This window comes from Methylobacterium sp. yr668 (genome assembly GCF_900116245.1).
Lineage (GTDB): Bacteria > Pseudomonadota > Alphaproteobacteria > Rhizobiales > Beijerinckiaceae > Methylobacterium.
The window spans coordinates 58,914-76,334 of sequence record NZ_FOZY01000005.1 but is presented as its reverse complement, the minus strand read 5'-3'; the positions used below and the strand labels follow the sequence as shown (position 1 = coordinate 76,334).

18 protein-coding genes are annotated in these 17,421 nt (G+C 71.4%); 13 read left to right on the top strand and 5 right to left on the bottom strand.

Going from position 1 to position 17,421, the window contains the following annotated elements; translation table 11 throughout:
• Positions 1-12: 12 nt before the first annotated feature.
• Positions 13-807, top strand: a complete 795-nt coding sequence (locus BM419_RS08290; protein ID WP_056525824.1) for a YoaK family protein — start codon at positions 13-15, stop codon at positions 805-807.
• A gap of 27 nt (positions 808-834) precedes the next feature.
• Here the strand turns inward: BM419_RS08290 and arfB are convergent, their stop codons facing one another.
• Positions 835-1,266 carry an alternative ribosome rescue aminoacyl-tRNA hydrolase ArfB gene (gene arfB, locus BM419_RS08285; protein WP_091926121.1) on the bottom strand — a complete coding sequence of 144 codons (432 nt, stop codon included), beginning with the start codon at positions 1,264-1,266 and terminating at the stop codon, positions 835-837.
• A gap of 169 nt (positions 1,267-1,435) precedes the next feature.
• Positions 1,436-1,732 (bottom strand): BolA family protein, encoded by a 297-nt coding sequence (locus BM419_RS08280; protein ID WP_020092683.1) that lies wholly within the window; start codon positions 1,730-1,732, stop codon positions 1,436-1,438.
• A 108-nt stretch (positions 1,733-1,840) separates the two neighbouring features.
• Between BM419_RS08280 and BM419_RS08275 the strand changes: the two genes are divergently transcribed.
• From BM419_RS08275 to cobT, 4 genes are all read left to right on the top strand, one after another.
• Positions 1,841-2,467: a J domain-containing protein gene (locus tag BM419_RS08275; protein WP_091926119.1), complete on the top strand. Its 627-nt coding sequence runs from the start codon at positions 1,841-1,843 to the stop codon at positions 2,465-2,467.
• 208 nt (positions 2,468-2,675) lie between these two features.
• Positions 2,676-3,659: a cobaltochelatase subunit CobS gene (gene cobS, locus BM419_RS08270; protein WP_012320633.1), complete on the top strand. Its 984-nt coding sequence runs from the start codon at positions 2,676-2,678 to the stop codon at positions 3,657-3,659.
• A gap of 5 nt (positions 3,660-3,664) precedes the next feature.
• Entirely contained in the window at positions 3,665-4,171 is a 507-nt protein-coding gene (locus BM419_RS08265; protein ID WP_091926118.1) for a DUF29 domain-containing protein, read from the top strand.
• A gap of 5 nt (positions 4,172-4,176) precedes the next feature.
• Positions 4,177-6,081, top strand: coding sequence for a cobaltochelatase subunit CobT (gene cobT, locus BM419_RS08260; protein WP_020092686.1), 1,905 nt, complete (start codon positions 4,177-4,179; stop codon positions 6,079-6,081).
• A 354-nt stretch (positions 6,082-6,435) separates the two neighbouring features.
• Here cobT and rpmB read toward each other — a convergent pair whose 3' ends face one another.
• Positions 6,436-6,738 carry a 50S ribosomal protein L28 gene (rpmB, locus tag BM419_RS08255; protein WP_012320636.1) on the bottom strand — a complete coding sequence of 101 codons (303 nt, stop codon included), beginning with the start codon at positions 6,736-6,738 and terminating at the stop codon, positions 6,436-6,438.
• 354 nt (positions 6,739-7,092) lie between these two features.
• Between rpmB and BM419_RS08250 the strand changes: the two genes are divergently transcribed.
• The 8 genes from BM419_RS08250 to BM419_RS08215 all read left to right on the top strand — a co-directional run bounded on the left by BM419_RS08250 (position 7,093) and on the right by BM419_RS08215 (position 15,490).
• The gene (locus BM419_RS08250) at positions 7,093-8,034 is read left to right on the top strand and encodes a DUF3108 domain-containing protein (RefSeq protein WP_244540725.1); all 942 of its coding nucleotides are present in this window, start codon (positions 7,093-7,095) and stop codon (positions 8,032-8,034) included.
• An 81-nt stretch (positions 8,035-8,115) separates the two neighbouring features.
• Entirely contained in the window at positions 8,116-8,406 is a 291-nt protein-coding gene (locus tag BM419_RS08245; RefSeq protein WP_020092689.1) for a DUF1330 domain-containing protein, read from the top strand.
• Between the two features lie 159 nt (positions 8,407-8,565).
• A complete protein-coding gene (locus BM419_RS08240; protein ID WP_091926114.1) occupies positions 8,566-8,886 on the top strand; it encodes a hypothetical protein in 321 nt (106 codons plus the stop codon).
• 212 nt (positions 8,887-9,098) lie between these two features.
• Positions 9,099-12,317, top strand: coding sequence for a helicase-related protein (locus BM419_RS08235; RefSeq protein WP_091926112.1), 3,219 nt, complete (start codon positions 9,099-9,101; stop codon positions 12,315-12,317).
• 10 nt (positions 12,318-12,327) lie between these two features.
• Positions 12,328-12,636, top strand: coding sequence for an RNA-binding S4 domain-containing protein (locus BM419_RS08230; RefSeq protein ID WP_091926110.1), 309 nt, complete (start codon positions 12,328-12,330; stop codon positions 12,634-12,636).
• 217 nt (positions 12,637-12,853) lie between these two features.
• Positions 12,854-13,192, top strand: coding sequence for a ferredoxin FdxA (gene fdxA, locus BM419_RS08225; RefSeq protein ID WP_020092693.1), 339 nt, complete (start codon positions 12,854-12,856; stop codon positions 13,190-13,192).
• Positions 13,193-13,695: 503 nt separating this feature from the next.
• Positions 13,696-14,301, top strand: coding sequence for a CarD family transcriptional regulator (locus BM419_RS08220; protein ID WP_091926108.1), 606 nt, complete (start codon positions 13,696-13,698; stop codon positions 14,299-14,301).
• A 313-nt stretch (positions 14,302-14,614) separates the two neighbouring features.
• Positions 14,615-15,490, top strand: coding sequence for an RNA polymerase factor sigma-32 (locus tag BM419_RS08215; protein ID WP_012320644.1), 876 nt, complete (start codon positions 14,615-14,617; stop codon positions 15,488-15,490).
• A 154-nt stretch (positions 15,491-15,644) separates the two neighbouring features.
• Here BM419_RS08215 and BM419_RS08210 read toward each other — a convergent pair whose 3' ends face one another.
• Together BM419_RS08210 and BM419_RS08205 are read right to left on the bottom strand one after the other, a co-directional pair.
• On the bottom strand, positions 15,645-16,877 hold the full coding sequence (locus tag BM419_RS08210; RefSeq protein WP_091926107.1) for an MFS transporter: 1,233 nt from the start codon (positions 16,875-16,877) through the stop codon (positions 15,645-15,647).
• 128 nt (positions 16,878-17,005) lie between these two features.
• The gene (locus BM419_RS08205; protein WP_091926105.1) at positions 17,006-17,398 is read right to left on the bottom strand and encodes a tautomerase family protein; all 393 of its coding nucleotides are present in this window, start codon (positions 17,396-17,398) and stop codon (positions 17,006-17,008) included.
• Between the last annotated feature and the right edge of the window lie 23 nt (positions 17,399-17,421).

Here is a 17,421-nt window from a genome sequence, read left to right as displayed (position 1 = left end):
CGGGGGATCAGCATGGCGGAATACGGAAGTCGGACAGGTGGTGCAGCACCGGAGCGGAAACCTGAGCCACCGGCCGACAAGTCGTTTCCCGCCGATCCGCGAACCCGCATCCCTTTCGCGATCGCCCTCGCGGCGCTCGCGGGCTGCGCCGACTCCATCGGCTTCCTGGAATTCTCGCAGCTCTTCATGTCGTTCATGTCGGGCAACACGACCCGCTTCGGCGTGGCGGTCGCCAACGCCGACTGGGAGAACGTCAGCCGCGTCGCCAGCACCATCTGCATGTTCTGCTTCGGCGCCTTCCTCGGGACGCTGATCGCCGCCTGGGTCGGGCGCTGGCGCCTCGCCGTGCTGCTGACGCTCCAGGCCCTGCTGCTCGCCGGCGGCCTGCTGATGCCCTGGGGCACCTTCGCTTACCCGCTCCACGCCTACCCGATCGTGCTGGCGCTGGGCCTCCAGAACGCGACGCTGCAGGACGAGGGCGGCCGCTCCCTGGCGCTCACCTACGTCACGGGCGCCGTGGTGCGTTTCGGCACGGGCTGCGCCAACCTGCTGCTCGGCACGGTGGCGCCGTCCTTCTGGATCCAGGCGCCGCTCTGGGCCGGGCTCAGCACCGGCGCCGTCGTCGGCGGCCTGCTCGACATGCGCTACGGCGAATCGGCCTTCCTCTTCCCGGCGGCGCTGGCCGCCATCCTGGCGATGATCGCGATCGTCCTGACCATCGCCAAGCCGGGCAGCACCCTGGTGGCGGGCTCCTCCCCGGCGCCCGACGCCAGCCCGAAGGCCGAGGTCATCGACGCGATCCACTGAGACCCGGCCGCGGCGGCGGGATCGGGGTCAGCCGTCCGAATCCCGGACGCTGCCCCGGCCCTGCTTGATCGCGGCGCGGCTCTTCTTCGCGCCAATGCGCCGCTCCTGCGAGCCCCGGGTCGGCTTCGTGGGCCGGCGGATCGGCGGCGGCGGCTTGGCCGCCTCCGCCACCAGATCGACGAGCCGCTGCAGCACGTCGGCCCGGTTGCGCTCCTGCGTCCGGTGCCGCTGCCCGGCGAGGACGAGAACGCCGTCCTTGGTCATCCGCCGCCCGGCGAGCCGCACCAGATTGGCCCGCACCCGCTCGTCGAGGGCGGGCGAGGCCAGCGCCGCCCAGCGCAGCTGGACCGCGGTCTCGACCTTGTTGACGTTCTGTCCGCCGGCGCCCGAGGCGCGCATGAAGGACAGCTCGATCTCGTCCTCGTCGATGGCGATGCGCGGCGTCACCCGCAGAGCCATGGCGCCCTCCCCGGCTGCGCGCCGACGGCGCGCCGCGCCCCCGCGTCGGGTGCGCAGCCCGCGAGCGGGCGGATGCGGATCGGCGGCTCCGTCACCATATCTGTCCCGTGCCTCCCGTCCCGTACCCCGTCGGCGCGATCCCGCCCGCGTCCCCAGGGGGGGGCCCGATTCAGGCCGCCTCGGCCGGCGTGCGGGCGCGGAGCGCGAGGGCGTGCAAACCCCGCTTGAACGCGTCGTCGAGCAGCGCGTTCACCAAGCGGTGCCGCTCGACGCGGCTCTTGCCCTCGAACGCCGACGCGACGATGTCGAGCCGGTAATGGGTCTCGCCCCCCGGCCGCGCTCCGGCGTGGCCGGCATGCAGATGCGACTCGTCGATCACGTCGAGCCGCGCCGGCGCGAGTTGCTCCCGCAGCCGCGCCTCCATCCAGTCCCGCAGGGTGCCGCCCGCGCCCGCACCGTCCGTCATCGTGCCCTCGCGTCGTGTCCGTGGGCGCCGTCAAGCCCGATCCCGCGCATGCGTCATCAGGCCCGGTGCCCTTGTGTCTCAGGTCCGCCCCCTCATAATCGGCCCGTCATGGATCTCAACTCGCGCCTGTTCGACAGCATCCGGATCAAGCCGACCTGCGACGAGCCGAAGCCCGCCGCGGAAGCCGGCTGCGAGAGCCCCGGCTGCACCCATCCGGGCCTGTACCGGGCGCCGAAGGGGCGGAAGGCGGAGGGCCAGTACTGGCGCTTCTGCATCGACCATGTTCGCGCCTACAACGCCACCTACAATTACTTCGATGGCATGAACGACGCCGCCGTTCAGGCCTACCAGAAGGACGCGATCATCGGTCATCGCCCAACCTGGGCGATGGGCGTGAACCGGACCGGCGAGGCCAAGCCGGCGGACGAGCCGGTTCGGGACTGGGCCTACGTCGATCCGCTCGGCATCCTGCGCGGCGAGGGCGTCGGCGACGCGCGCCGGCGCGCCCGCCAGCCCGAGGAGCCGCGCAAGCCCAAGCACTCGGCGGCGGTGCGCCGCGCCCTCGACGTGATGGGCCTCGAGGAGGGCGCGGATACGGCCGCTATCAAGGCGCAGTACAAGGTGCTGGTGAAGCGCTTCCACCCGGACGCCAACGGCGGCGACCGCTCCTTCGAGGAGCGCCTGCGCGACATCATCCGCGCCCACGACGTGCTCCGCGCGGCCGGTCTCTGCTGAGCGGCACGAACGATGCACGCCGGTTCGCACCCAGGATAGGGCAAACCGCGCGGAGCGGCCCTATATGGGATCCATGCCGGTCGGTGGCGCGCGAGCGCGCCGCCGTCTAAGGATGGCTCCGCCCCGCCGCGGAGGCCCGGCTCGACGTCCTTCCGCGCGGATGCTTCACTGTTTGGGAGTGGAGCGCCCGCGCCTCACGAGGTTCCGAATGCTCTCTGACGCTACGCCCGCCGCGCTGCCCGACCGCACCGTCTCCGTCCGCGATGTCTTCGGCATCGACCTCGACCTCAAGGTGCCGGCCTTCGCCGAGCCCGAGGAGCACGTGCCGGATGTCGACCCGGACTACATCTTCGACCGGGAGACGACGCTCGCGATCCTGGCCGGCTTCGCCCGCAACCGCCGCGTGATGGTCACCGGCTATCACGGCACCGGCAAGTCGACCCATATCGAGCAGGTCGCCGCCCGGCTGAACTGGCCGTGCATCCGGATCAACCTCGACAGCCACGTCTCGCGCATCGACCTCGTCGGCAAGGACGCCATCGTCCTGCAGGACGGCAAGCAGGTCACCGCCTTCCAGGACGGGATCCTGCCCTGGGCGCTGCAGAACAACGTCGCGCTCGTGTTCGACGAGTACGACGCCGGCCGCCCGGACGTGATGTTCGTGATCCAGCGCGTGCTGGAGCTCTCGGGCCGGCTGACGCTCCTCGACCAGAAGCGCGTGATCCGCCCGCACCCGGCCTTCCGGCTGTTCGCCACCGCCAACACGGTGGGCCTCGGCGACACGTCGGGCCTCTATCACGGCACGCAGCAGATCAATCAGGGCCAGATGGACCGCTGGTCGATCGTCACCACGCTGAACTACCTGCCACACGACCGCGAGGTCGACATCGTGCTCTCGAAGGCGACGCATTACCGGGGCGACCAGGGCCGCGACATCGTCAACCGGATGGTGCGCGTGGCGGATCTCACCCGCAACGCCTTCATGAACGGCGACCTCTCCACCGTCATGAGTCCGCGCACGGTGATCACCTGGGCCGAGAACGCCGACATCTTCAAGGATATCGGCTTCGCCTTCCGGGTGACGTTCCTCAACAAGTGCGACGAGCTGGAGCGGACGCTGGTGGCCGAGTTCTACCAGCGCGCCTTCGGCAAGGAGCTGCCCGAGAGCGCGGTGAACGTCGCGCTGAGCTGACCCGCATGGAGGACGCGATGGCGCATACGGCCCCGACGCGCGAGGACGCCCCGGCGACTGCGCACGCGCGGGGACGGACCCGCCACGCGGACGATCTCTACACCTGGGTTCAGGAGCAGGTGGCACTGCTCCGCGCCGGCCGGGTGGACGCGCTCGACCTCGACAACATCGCCGAGGAGCTGAGCGACGTGGGTTCGGAGCAGTACGATAAGCTCGAGAGCGCGATCGAGGTGCTTCTCGCCCACGCCCTCAAATGGGATCACCAGCCCGAGCGGCGCAGCCGAAGCGGGTCGCTGACGATTGCGGAACAGCGCGTGCGGATCGACAGGCAGGTGCGCAAAAATCCAGGTCTCAAGCCGCGAATCGCCGAAGCCGCCAGCGAAGGCTACCGGGTCGGTCGGATCCGAGCCGCTCGCGAGATGAAGCGATCGCCCGAAACCCTGCCCGCGGACTGTCCCTACAGCTGGGACGAGATCCTGAACCGCCCCTTCGCGTTCGAGGACGACCGGTAGCGCTGATGTCCATCTCCAACCGCAAGCCCGGCGAGCGCCGCGAACCTGTGGCCGAGCCCCTGAAGCGCTCGGTGGCCGGGTGCCTGCGCGCCATCGCCCGGCGCTCCGAGGTCGAGGTCACCTACGCGACCGACCGGCCGGCGCTCACCGGCGACAAGGCCCGCCTCCCCGAACCCCCGCGCAAGCTCTCGGCGCAGGACGTCGCGGTGCTGCGCGGCAATGCCGACGCCATGGCGCTGCGGCTGGGCTGCCACGACGTGGCCGTCCACCGCCGTCTCGCCCCCGAGAACGCACCCGCGCGCGCCGTGTACGACGCGGTCGAGCAGGCCCGGGTCGAGGCGATCGGGTCGCGCCGGATGGCGGGCGTGGCCAGCAACATCTCGGCGATGCTGGAGGACCGCTACCATCGCGGCGGCAAGTACGAGTCCATCACCGACCGGGCCGACGCTCCGATGGAGGATGCCGTCGCCCTGATGGTGCGCGAGCGCCTGACCGGCCAGAAGCCGCCCGAGGCCGCCACCAAGATCGTCGAGCTGTGGCGCGAGCATATCGAGGCCAAGGCCGGCCCGAACCTCGACGGGCTGCTCGGCTCGATCGAGGATCAGCGCAAGTTCGCCCGCTCGGTGCGCGACCTCCTCACCTCCCTCGACATGTCGGACGAGACGCCGTTCGACGCGGAGGACGACGAGAACGACGACGAGAACGACGCCCAGGACGACGAGCAGAACCCCAGCGAGGGCGATTCGGAGGAGAAGAGCCAGGGCGAGCGCGCCGAGATCGAGACCTCCGAGGAGGCCTCCGACGAGATCGAGGAGGGCGCCCAGGAATCCGCCGACGCACCGTCCGGTGAGTTGCCCGAGGAGGCCGAGGACGCGGAGTCGGAGGAGGCCTCGGAGGCCTCTCGCCCGCCGCAGCGGCAGGGCAACGAGGCGCGCGGGCCCGAGTACAAGGTGTTCAATCCGCGGTTCGACGAGGTCATCCACGCCGAGGAGCTGTGCGACGCCGACGAGCTGTCGCGCCTGCGCTCCTACCTCGACAAGCAGCTCTCGCACCTGCAGGGCGTGGTCGGCCGCCTCGCCAACCGGCTCCAGCGCCGCCTTCTCGCCCAGCAGAACCGCGCCTGGGAGTTCGATCTGGAGGAGGGTCAGCTCGACCCGGCGCGGCTCGTGCGCGTGGTCATCGACCCGTACCAGCCGCTCTCCTTCAAGCAGGAGAAGGACACCAATTTCCGCGACACGGTGGTCACGCTGCTCCTCGACAATTCGGGCTCGATGCGCGGCCGGCCGATCACCGTGGCGGCGACCTGCGCCGACATCCTGGCGCGGACGCTGGAGCGCTGCGGCGTGAAGGTGGAGATCCTGGGCTTCACCACCCGTGCCTGGAAGGGCGGCCAGAGCCGCGAGGCGTGGCTCGCCGCCGGCAAGCCGCCGAATCCCGGCCGCCTGAACGACCTGCGCCACATCGTCTACAAGTCGGCCGACGCGCCCTGGCGGCGCGCGCGGAAGAACCTCGGGCTGATGATGCGCGAGGGGCTGCTCAAGGAGAACATCGACGGCGAGGCCCTGGACTGGGCGCACAAGCGCCTGCTTGGGCGGCCGGAGCAGCGCAAGATCCTGATGGTGATCTCCGACGGCGCGCCGGTGGACGATTCGACCCTGTCGGTGAATGCGGGCAACTACCTGGAGCGGCACCTGCGCTGGATGATCGAGGAGATCGAGACGCGCTCGCCGGTGGAACTGCTGGCCATCGGCATCGGCCACGACGTGACCCGGTACTATCGCCGCGCCGTGACGATCATCGACGCTGAGGAGCTCGGCGGGGCGATGACCGAGAAGCTCGCCGAGCTGTTCGAGGAGGACGGCGCGGCGCCGACGGGGCGGATGCTGCGCGCAGCGGGCGGGCGGCGGTAATCACGCCCCGCGCTGCCGCGCGCAACAGACGATCCGCGTCGAGGAAGCTGGCAGATCCGGACCGAACCTCGACACGGTTCGTGTTCGCAACTTGGACGGCGAAGCCCCCTCCGTCATCACGAGCGCAGCGAAGTGACCTAGGGCGGCGCGGGGCTTGTCCACGTGGCGCCGCCTGGATTGCTTCGCTCCGCTCGCAAAGACGGCGCAGGGGCATCGGCCGGACATTGACGGCAGCCTGCGGCCGAGCTCTGGATTGCTTGGAGTGGCATGCCAGCCGCAAACAAGCGGAAACCGCCGCGGCCTCGACGGCCACGGCGGTTCAAACCGTCCGATAGGGGCGTGAAGCCCGACGACTCAGGCCGCGGCGGCCGGGGTCTCGGCGAGCTTCTTATGGATCTCGCGCTTCAGGAGGCGGGCAGTCTGCGACAGGTCACCCTCGCCGGCCTTGATCAGGAAGGCGTCGAGGCCGCCGCGGTGCTCCACCGAGCGCAGGGCGTGCGCCGTGACCCGCAGGCGGACGCGCTTGCCCAGCGCGTCGGACTGGAGGGTGACGTTGCACAGGTTCGGCAGGAACCGGCACTTGGTCTTGCGGTTCGAGTGGCTCACGAGGTGGCCGACCTGAACGGCCTTGCCGGTGAGTTCGCAGCGGCGCGCCATGATAAAAAACGATCCCGTCTCGTTCCGCCCGGTGAAGACCCGATCGCGGCCGGCGCGATCATCGTCGCAGCGGGCGGCGCCCATTGCGTGTTCCAGGTCCGGCGGAGTCCTGTTGAAGGCGCGAGCCTATAGGCGACGAAGGCGCGGTGCGTCAAGGTGCCGGCGGGGTTCAGCATCGCGCCGGACGACCAACGGTCTGTTAACCACGATGCCGGGATATAGCCTTCTTCCACCTGCAGGAAGGCGCCTCTCCCCGCTCCGTGCGTCGCAGAGGACGTCGGCGAGCGGGTGTGTTCGAGAGGGTGCGTTCGAGCGAGTGTCTTGGCCCGCCCGCCCTGGGATGCGATCCGGATCATGAGCGCCACGCCAATCCGTCGAATGATCAAGCCGTCGAAGAAGCACGCTGCCGGGCGCCTCGCGGGCAGCCTCCTCGCGGTCGCGGTCCTCGCGGCCCCGACCGATGCCGGCGCGCGGACGTCGCGGGCCAAGCGGGCCGCGCCCGCCGCCGCGACCGTGGCGGTCGATTACGGCATCAACCTCGCCGGTCTCCCGATCGGCACGGCCCGCCTGGCCGGCTCCTTCGACCGCGACCGCTACATGATGGACGTGTCGGCCGTGCTCACCGGCCTCGTCGGCGCGATCACCGGCGGCAAGGGCTCCGCCCGGGCCTCGGGAAGCTTCTCGGCCGCGCCGCAGCCCGGCGCCTTCGCCATCGCGACCCAGACGGCGAGTTCCGGCATCGCGGTGCGCATGGCCCTGGCGCGCGGCAACGTCGTCCAGGCCGAGATCACGCCGCCGCTCGTCGACATGCAGGACCGCGTGCCGGTCACCCCGGCCAACAAGCGCGGCATCATCGACCCGGTGAGCGCGCTGCTGATGCCGACCCAGGGGCGCGGCGAGCCGCTCGACCCGGAGAACTGCAACCGGACCCTGCCGGTCTTCGACGGCGCCACCCGCTTCAACGTGGTGCTGAGCTACGCCGAGACCCGCCCGGTGCAGAAGCCCGGCTTTGCGGGGCAAGTCCTCGTATGCAACGCCCGCTACCAAGCGGTCGCCGGCCACCGGCCGGACCGGCCGGGCGTCAAGTTCATGGAGGAGAACCGCGAGATGTCGGTCTGGCTCGCCCCCGTCGAGGGGACGCGCGTCCTGATTCCGCTGCGCATCTCGGTGCTCACCACGATCGGCACCAACATCATCGAGGCCACACGCTGGAGCCAGAGCGGCACGCCGACGACCACCGGCACGGCCGGCGCCGCCGGCAACAGTGTCGCGCAGGCGAGCCTGTCCGGGCAGTAGCGGCGCGTCAGGGAGCGTTTGACCGGCGGCCGGTTTCCCGGCACCTCGGCGCGGCGCGGCAGCCGCGCGGGGAGGTCAGCAGTGCCCAAGGGCTACATCATCGTCCGGATGACGGTCACCGACCCGGACACCTACAAGGACTACGCCGCCATGGCCTCCGAGGCGATGCGCAAGTACGGCTGCAAGCCGCTGGTGCGCGGCGGCCGCTGCGAGGCGCTGGAGGGCGAGGGCCGTCCGCGCAACGTCGTGCTGGAATTCGAGTCCTACGAGGCGGCGCGCACCTACTACTTCTCGCCCGAGTACCAGGCTGCCGTAGCCAAGCGCCGGCCCGCGGGCATCGGCGAGGTGGTGCTCGTCGAGGGCGTCGACTGATCGACGTACCGGTCGCAGCCGGGCTCGACGCGGCCCGCGCCATCCGCGCGCGTGCTGCGAGATGACCCAGGGAGGCGCCGGGCCGGTGGGAACCCTCGCGGCGGGGACCGCGGCCGCGCGGGTGGAGGGAATCTTCACGTTCCCGGCGATAATGCCCGGATGTGCTCGCCTGCCCTCCGAATCGCCCTCGCCCTCGCCCTCGCCCTGGCCGCGCTCGCGGGGCCGGCCGCGGCGCAGTCCCTCAGTGCCGGGTCCGCCGATCCGGGGTGCGGCGGTGACGCCTTCTCGTCGGCCGAGGTCGTCGAGAACAGGCCGCCCCGCCGCGGCCCCCTCGTCGCGACCCCCGACACGCTCTGCGCCGACCTCGCGCCGCAGCCGGGCACGCCGACGACGCAGATCGACGTCTACCCGATGATCACGCCGCAGATTGGACCTGGCGGCGGCGGCATCCCATATGGGGGAGGACCGTACCGGCCCTAGCGTCCCTGACGCGGTCGGCCGGTCGAACCCGCCTCCCCGCCAGCGCCGCGACGGCGCCGCGACGGCCTTCCCGCTCGAAGGAACCGCCGACCATCGACGCGCTGCTCCGCCCCACGCCCAGCCGCTCGCTGTCCCGCGAGGCCCGCGCCCGCGGCGTCACCGCGGTCCTCGGGCCGACCAACACCGGCAAGACGCATCTCGCCATCGAGCGGATGCTCGCCCACCCGACCGGCATGATCGGGCTGCCCCTGCGGCTGCTCGCCCGCGAGGTCTACCTGCGCGTCGTCGCGAAGGTGGGCCCCGAGAAGGTCGCCCTCGTCACCGGCGAGGAGAAGATCAAGCCGGACCGGCCGCGCTACTGGATCTGCACCATCGAGGCGATGCCGCGTGACCTCGACGTGGCGTACGTCGCCATCGACGAGATCCAACTCGCCGCCGACATGGATCGCGGCCACGTCTTCACCGACCGCCTGCTCTACGTGCGCGGCCGGGAGGAGACCCTGCTGATCGGTTCCTCGACCATGCTGCCGCTGGTCCAGGACCTCATTCCCAACGTCCACACGACGACCCGGCCGCGGCTCTCGCAACTCACCTTCGCGGGGGAGAAGCGGCTGTCGCGCCTGCCGCGGCGCACCGCCATCGTCGCCTTCTCGGCCGAGGAGGTCTACGCGATCGCCGAGCTGATCCGCCGCCAGCGCGGGGGCGCCGCGGTGGTGCTGGGCGCGCTGTCGCCGCGGACCCGCAACGCCCAGGTCGAGATGTATCAGGCGGGCGACGTCGACTACCTCGTGGCCACCGACGCGGTCGGGATGGGCCTCAACCTCGACGTCGATCACGTCGCGTTCGCGGCCAACTGGAAGTACGACGGCACCCGCTTCCGCAAGCTCACCCCCGCCGAGATGGGCCAGATCGCGGGGCGCGCCGGCCGCCACCTCGCGGACGGTACCTTCGGCTCGACCGGACGCTGCCCGCCCTTCGAGGCCGAGCTGGTGGAGCGGCTGGAGAGCCACGACTTCGATCCCCTGCGCATCCTGCAGTGGCGCAATCCGGATCTCAGCTTCGGCAGCCTGGAGGGCCTGCAGGCGAGCCTCGACGAGCACCCGCGCGAATCGGGCCTGACGCGCGCGCCCATGGGGGAGGACCAGCAGGCCCTCGAGATCCTCATGAAGGAGGACGACATCCGCGACATGGCGCGGAGCGCCGCCACGGTGCGCCGCCTGTGGGACGTCTGCGGCGTGCCGGATTACCGCAAGGTCCACCCGCAGGTGCACGCCGATCTCGTGGCGCAGCTCTACCGGTTCCTCATGAAGGGCATGGCGGGCCGCATCCCCGACACGTGGTTCGCCGAGCAGGTCGCGATGATCGACCGGACCGACGGCGACATCGACACGCTGTCCCGCCGGATTGCCCAGGGACGCACCTGGACCTTCGTGGCGAACCGTCCCGACTGGCTGCGCGACCCAGAACATTGGCAGGGCGAGACGCGTCGGGTAGAGGACAGGCTGTCCGACGCCCTGCACGAACGCCTCGCGAGCCGCTTCGTCGACCGGCGCACAAGCGTCCTGATGCGGCGCCTGAGAGAGAACACGATGCTCGAAGCCCAGATCACCGCCGACGGTGACGTCACCGTCGAGGGTCAGCATGTCGGCCACCTTCACGGATTCCTGTTCGTTCCCGATGCCAACGCCGAGGGGCACGAGGCCAAAACCCTGAGGAGCGCCGCCGAGAAGGCGCTCGCCGGGGAGATCGAGTCCCGGGCCGAGCGGTTTTCGGCAACGGCCGATTCGACCCTCGTGCTCTCGCACGACGGCACGATCCGCTGGACCGGCGCGCCCGTCGCCAAGCTCACCCCCGGCGAGAAGCTGTTCGCCCCGCAGATCCGTCTGCTGGCGGACGACAGCCTGACCGGCGCGCATCGCGAGAAGGTCGAGGCGCGCCTCGACGCGTGGTTGAAGGCCTACATCGTGCGGCTGCTCGGGCCGCTGATGGAGATCGAGACCGCGGCAGACCTCACCGGCCTCGCCAAGGGAATCGGCTACCAAGTCGTCGAGGCGCTCGGCGTGCTGGAGCGCTCGAAGGTGGCGCACGAGATGCGCAGCCTCGATCAGGAGGGCCGCGGCGCCCTCCGCCGCCACGGCGTCCGGTTCGGCGCCTACCACATCTTCCTGCCGGCGCTGCTGAAGCCGGCGCCCCGCACGCTCGCGGCCCAGCTCTGGGCCCTGCGCAACGGCGGCCTCGACCAGCGCGGCCTCGACGAGATCGCGCATCTCGCCGGCTCCGGCCGCACCTCGATCAAGGTCGACCGCGAGATCGCCAAGGGCCTCTACCGCGCGGCCGGCTTCCGGGTCAGCGGCGAGCGGGCGGTGCGGGTCGACATCCTGGAGCGGCTCGCCGACCTGATCCGCCCGGCGATCGCCTACCGACCCGGCACCACCCCGGGCGCCCCGCCGGACGGCACCGCCGACGGCGACGGCTTCGTGGCCACCGTCGGCATGACCTCGCTGGTCGGCTGCTCGGGCGAGGATTTCGCCTCGATCCTGAAGTCGCTCGGCTACAATTCCGAGGCGCGCCCCGGCCCGGCCATCACGGTGCCGCTCGTCCCCGCTGCCGCCACCGCGCCGGCGGCGCCGACCGCCGCCGAGGCTTCCTCCGAGGAGGCTGTCGCCGCGCAGGCTGATGCCGCCGAGCCGGTCGGCGACGAGGCCCCGGCCGCCGAGGGTGTCGAGACCACCGCCGATCACGCTGACGCGGCCGAGGAAGCCCCGGCCGCCCCCGAGGCGGAGCCCGCCGAGGGCGAGACTGCGGACGAGTTGGCCGGCACGCCGGTCGACGCGGCCACCGAGGCGCTAGCGACCGAGACATCTGCGACCGAGTCGCCCCACGCCGAGGCGGAGCAGCCGGCCGAGGCGGACGCCGCGCCGGCGGCCGAAGCCATCGCCGAGGAGACCGCGCCCGACGCGGCCGCCGAGGCGGAGCCTGACGCGGCCGAGACGGCCGAGGCCGTTGGTGCCGAGGGCGAGGGCGCAGCCGAGATCCCACAGATCGAGGTTTGGCGCCTGCAGCGCCACCAGCGCCCGGCCCACCAGCGCCCGCAGAACCGTCCCCGCGGGGCCGGTCGGGGGCGCGACGGCGGCCAGCAGGGCCAGCATTCGGGACAGGGGCGTCCCGACGGTGGCCGGCCGGAGCAGCGCCGGGCCGAGGGCGACGGTGGCCCGCGCCCCGGCCGGGACCGCGGCCCGCGCCGCGACCGCTTCGAGGGCGGCCGTCCGGAACGCCGCGACGACCAGCGCGGCGCCGAGCAGCGCCATTCCGGCCCGCGGCCCGACCAGCGGCCGCCGCGGCGCGAGCGGGCGCCCGATCCGGACTCGCCCTTCGCCAAGCTCGCGGCCCTGAAGGCGCAGCTCGAGGCCGGCGACGGCGGGAAGCGCTGATCCGCGGCGGATGCGCGAGGACCGGCAGCGCCTCGACAAGTGGCTGTGGTTCGCGCGCTTCGCGCGGACCCGGTCGCTCGCGGCGCGGCTGGCCTCCGACGGCTTCGTGCGGGTGAACGGCAGCCGGGTCGAGAACCCCGCGAAGGCCATCGGCATCGGTGACGTGGTCACGGTGGCGGCGCCCCACGCGACCCTGGCCGTGCGGGTCCTCGGTCTCGGCCTGCGTCGCGGCCCGGCGCCGGAGGCGCGGCTGCTCTACGACGACCTCTCTGGCGGTGCCCTGTCGGTCGAGGACGGGCCGGACGGGCCTTCCGAGTGATGAGGTCGCGCCACAGCGGCCGCGCGAGCGACCCGATGCGAACCCTTGCGGCGCCCGCACGCTTGTCAGTCCGGGAGGCAGCGTCTAGAGCCGTGGGCCTCCGAGATCCGTCCCCGTGTCGGGTCTCACCGGCGTTCCCCTCGCAGCACCCTCCGGGCGCGCGGGCCGTCTCCAGGCTCCGCCCGGGCCAAGTCGAGTTTTAGGACGAAGACATCCGATGACCTACGTCGTCACCGACAATTGCATCAAGTGCAAGTACACGGACTGCGTCGAGGTCTGTCCGGTGGACTGCTTCTACGAAGGCGAGAACATGCTCGTCATCCATCCGGACGAGTGCATCGATTGCGGCGTCTGCGAGCCGGAATGCCCCGCCGAGGCGATCAAGCCCGACACCGAGTCGAATCTCGACACGTGGCTGAAGCTGAACGCCGACTACGCCAAGTCCTGGCCCAACATCACGCAGAAGAAGGAAGCCCCGGCCGACGCCAAGGATTGGGACGGCAAGAGCGGGAAGCTCGAGGCGCATTTCTCGCCCAACCCCGGCTCGGGCGACTGACCCCGCGCCGGCCCCGCAGGTTCTGACGCCGGCCCGCGGCCCGCTTCCCAGATTGCGGGAAGATCTGTCGGGCCCGTGCCGCCGCTGAACCCCGCGGCGGGGCTGCGTCATACGAGGGCCTGATACGCGGCCAGGTCATTCCTGTCCCGCCGCACCAGTGTAAAACTCTTTGACGCCGCGCTTGGTCCGCGCGTGCGTCTTCAGGGATGCTTTGATCTGCGCGCCGGATTGTGGTAGACAATCCGCCTGCCGTCGCTCGCGCCTGACGTGCTCCCTCCGGCTGAAACGCCTTCGCTTTTCGTGGGTTAGGAGTAGTACGCGCTCGACCGCTGGAGGCGACTTCGGCGGGCGGGCCAGGCGTTCGCACGGCCGCGCCGGGGAACGCCCGGATTCGTGCGCTCGGCGCCGGGTCCGGGAGCGGCGAGGCAGACCGGGTGTCCCGCCCGGAAGAACACGGTTTCGCGCGGCGCCGAACGCTGCGCGCCAGTGGAGGCCCTTCTCGCATGACCACAGCCAAGAAGACGACGACCGCAGGCCGGCAGGGCTTCAAGACCGGCGAGGCTGTCGTGTATCCGGCCCACGGCGTCGGTCGCATCACCGCGATCGAGGAGCAGGAGATCGCCGGCTACAAGCTTGAGCTGTTCGTCGTATCGTTCGAGAAGGACAAGATGGTCCTGCGCGTCCCCACCGCGAAGGCCAACAGCGTGGGCATGCGCAAGCTCGCCGAGCCGGAGCTGGTCAAGAAGGCGCTCGACCTGCTGACCGGCCGCGCCCGGATCAAGCGCACCATGTGGTCGCGCCGCGCGCAGGAATACGAGGCCAAGATCAACTCGGGCGACCTGCTCGCCGTCACCGAGGTCGTGCGCGACCTCTTCCGGTCCGAGGCTCAGCCGGAGCAGTCCTACTCCGAGCGCCAGCTCTACGAGGCCGCCCTGGACCGGATCGTGCGCGAGATCTCGTCGGTGAACCACATCACCGAGACCGAGGCGCTGAAGCTGATCGAGCAGAGCCTCGCCAAGTCGCCCCGCCGGGCGAAGAACGAGGCGGAGCCCGAGGCCGAGGCCGACGGTGACAGCGAGGGCGACGACATCCAGGAGGAGGCCGCCTGAGGCGCGCTTCCCCCGCGGACGACATCGAACCCGGCCCCTGTGGCCGGGTTTTTTGTGCCCGGACCGGTCCGAACCGGCGCGCCGGCCCGGTCGTTTCGGGACATCCGGGCTGGACGGCGCGCGGCCGGATCCCATCTGACCGGGATGGAACACGATTTCGTGGCCGCCCGGTTGTCGCATTGTGGGGCATCGGGACGGAACTTTCGCGTTTTGCCTTCCGTTGTCGGTTGCCTGGCGTCGCCTCCCGGTGGCGCCTGCGCGTCGGGCTATCGGTTCGACGCCGCAACAGCACTCGACAACAAGAGGCAGGCGGATGGCTGAGATCGCGGGAATTCGACGGCAGTTCATACGGACTGCCATGGAGGCACCCTTCCTGGCCCGGGAAGAAGAGCGCGGCCTCGCCGTCCGCTGGAAGGACGAGCGCGACGAGCGGGCCCTCCACCGTCTGATCTCCGCCCATATGCGCCTCGTCATCGCCCTGGCGGGGCGTTTTCGTCACTACGGCCTGCCCATGGCGGACCTCGTCCAGGAAGGGCATGTCGGCCTGATGGAGGCCGCGGCCCGGTTCGAGCCCGAGCGGGACGTCCGCTTCTCAACCTACGCGACGTGGTGGATCCGCGCGTCGATCCAGGATTACATCCTGCGCAACTGGTCGATCGTGCGCGGCGGCACGTCCTCCGCGCAGAAGGCCCTGTTCTTCAACCTGCGGCGGCTGCGCGCCCGGCTGATGCAATCCACCGAGGAGCATGTCGGCGACGAGATCCACCGCCGCATCGCCAGCGCCATCGGCGTGTCGCGGGACGACGTCGCCTTGATGGACGCGCGCCTCTCCGGTCCCGACATGTCGCTCAACGCCCCCGTGGGCGAGGACAGCGACGCCTCGTCGGAGCGGATGGACTTCCTCGTCGACGGCGCCGACCTGCCGGATGAGACCGTGAGCGCCACGGTCGACGGCGAGCGTCGGTTGAGCTGGCTCCAGCAGGCCCTGACCGTGCTGTCGGAGCGCGAGCTGCGCATCCTGCGCGAGCGCCGCCTCGCCGAGGATCAGGCGACCCTGGAAGCCCTGGGCCAGAGGCTCGGCATCTCCAAGGAGCGCGTCCGCCAGATCGAGAACCGGGCCCTGGAGAAGCTGCGCCGCGCCCTGGCCGACCGCTTCCCCGCCGCCACCGGCAGCCCGCATATCGGCTGAGCCCACACGGTAGCGACACCGACGCGAAGCCCGGCCCCGAGGCCGGGTTTTCGCGTTTCAGAGGGCCCCGCGTCCGGCGGCACCGCAACGCGCGGGGGCGGCCCCGATCGGGTCCTATAGCGGGTCGACGCGGGGTCCCGATCGCGCGGCCGGCTCAGGCTCCCTGAGCGGCGGTGCTGCGCCGCTCCCGCCGGCGGCTGCGCCGGCCGGGCTCGGGCGTCGCGTCGAGCCAGATTACCAGCGCGAGGGCGACGAGCGCCGGCAGGCCGAGGGCCAGGAAGGCGCCGGTCCAGCCGAACAGGCCGTAGGACAGGCCGCCGTACCAGCCCGACAGCGCGCCGCCGACGCCCTGCACGGCGTTGACGCTGCCGATGGCCGTCTGGGTCCGGCCGGAGCCCCAGGTCAGGTCAGCGACGATGACCGGCACCGCCACCCCGACGATGCCGGAGGCGACGCCGTCCAGCACCTCGGCGGCGATCAGCCAGACCGGATCGTCGATCAGGCCGGACAGGAGTGCCCGCACCGGCAGGACCGCGAAGGCGACCATCAGCAGCTGGCGGCGCCCGCGCTTGTCGGCGAGCGATCCGGCGAACAGCGCCACCGGGACCATCACCAGCTGGGCCACCATGACGTAGCGGGCCGTCCAGGTCGTGGCGTCGGCCGCGGTCGCGACCAGCTTCTGGCCGAGCAGCGAGAGCATGCCGCCGTTCCCAAGATTGAACAGGGTCAGCGCCACGGTCAGCACCAGCAGGCGACGGTTCCCCAGGACCTGGCGGAGGCCGCTGCGCTCCGGCTCGTCCGAGTCGTCCTCCTTCCAGCCGACGGCGCGGCGGCGGCTCCACGCCTTGGCCGGCATCGTCGCCGTCGCGGCGATCGCCGCCAGCGCCATGCCGCCGAGCACCCAGAAGGCGATCGCCGGGCCGAAATAGCCGGTGCCAAGGCTGATGGCGCCCGCCGCGATCAGGATACCGATGTGATTGAAGGCCTGGTTACGCCCCTGCTGCGCAGGGAACCGGTCCTTGCCGACGATACCCAGGGTCAGCGCCGCGACGGCCGGCAGCAGCAGGGTGCCGCCGGCCGCCGCGAACAGCTGCGCGCACAGCACCGCCGGGAAGCTGCGGGCCGGCAGGAGCAGCAGCGTTCCCACCAGGATCGCCCCGCAGGCCAGCGCGATCAGCAGGCGCGGGCGCGGGAACCGGTCGACCAGGGCACCGAACGGTCCGCTCAGGAACAGCGTGCCGATGCCGACCAGCGTGATGACGAACCCGACCCGCGCAGGGCTCCACGAGGCCGATTCTGCCAGCCAGGTCCCGAGAAAGGGTCCGAGGCCGCCCTGGATGTCCCCGATGAACAGGTTGATCAGGGCGAGGTTTGCGGTGGGGGCCATGCGATCCTGGAGCCGTTTCGGGCCCCGGACCTGTACTCCGCCCCCGGAACGGTCAAGCCCGGATCGCCGCCATCATCGCCGCACCGCGCCCGCGGCGGCCTCGCGGCCCCGGCCTCACGGCTCCGACCTCACGGTTCCGGCGGCCCGTACTGCATCAGTCCCTCCCCGAACGACCAGTTCTCCGGGTTGACCTCGACGAGGTTGATGAAGACGTCCCCCGGCGCCACGCCGGGATCGCGGGCGAGGTTGCGGGTCACGGCGGCGTAGAGGGCGCGCTTCTGCGCGGTGCCGCGCGTCGCGTTGGCGGTGATCTGGACGATCACGAGGCGGTCGCTGCGCCGGATCCCGAGATAGTCGGGACCGTAGACGAAGTCCGACGCGTCGTGCTGGTGCACCAGGGCGAACAGGTCGCCCTCCGGTACCGCGAAGGTCTCGCGCATGGCGTCGTAGACACCCGCGACGAGGGCGGCCCTGTAGGATTCGGTCGTCCCGGCACGCAGGGAGATGCGGGTCAGAGGCATGGTCTCACTCCTCGATCGGTCCG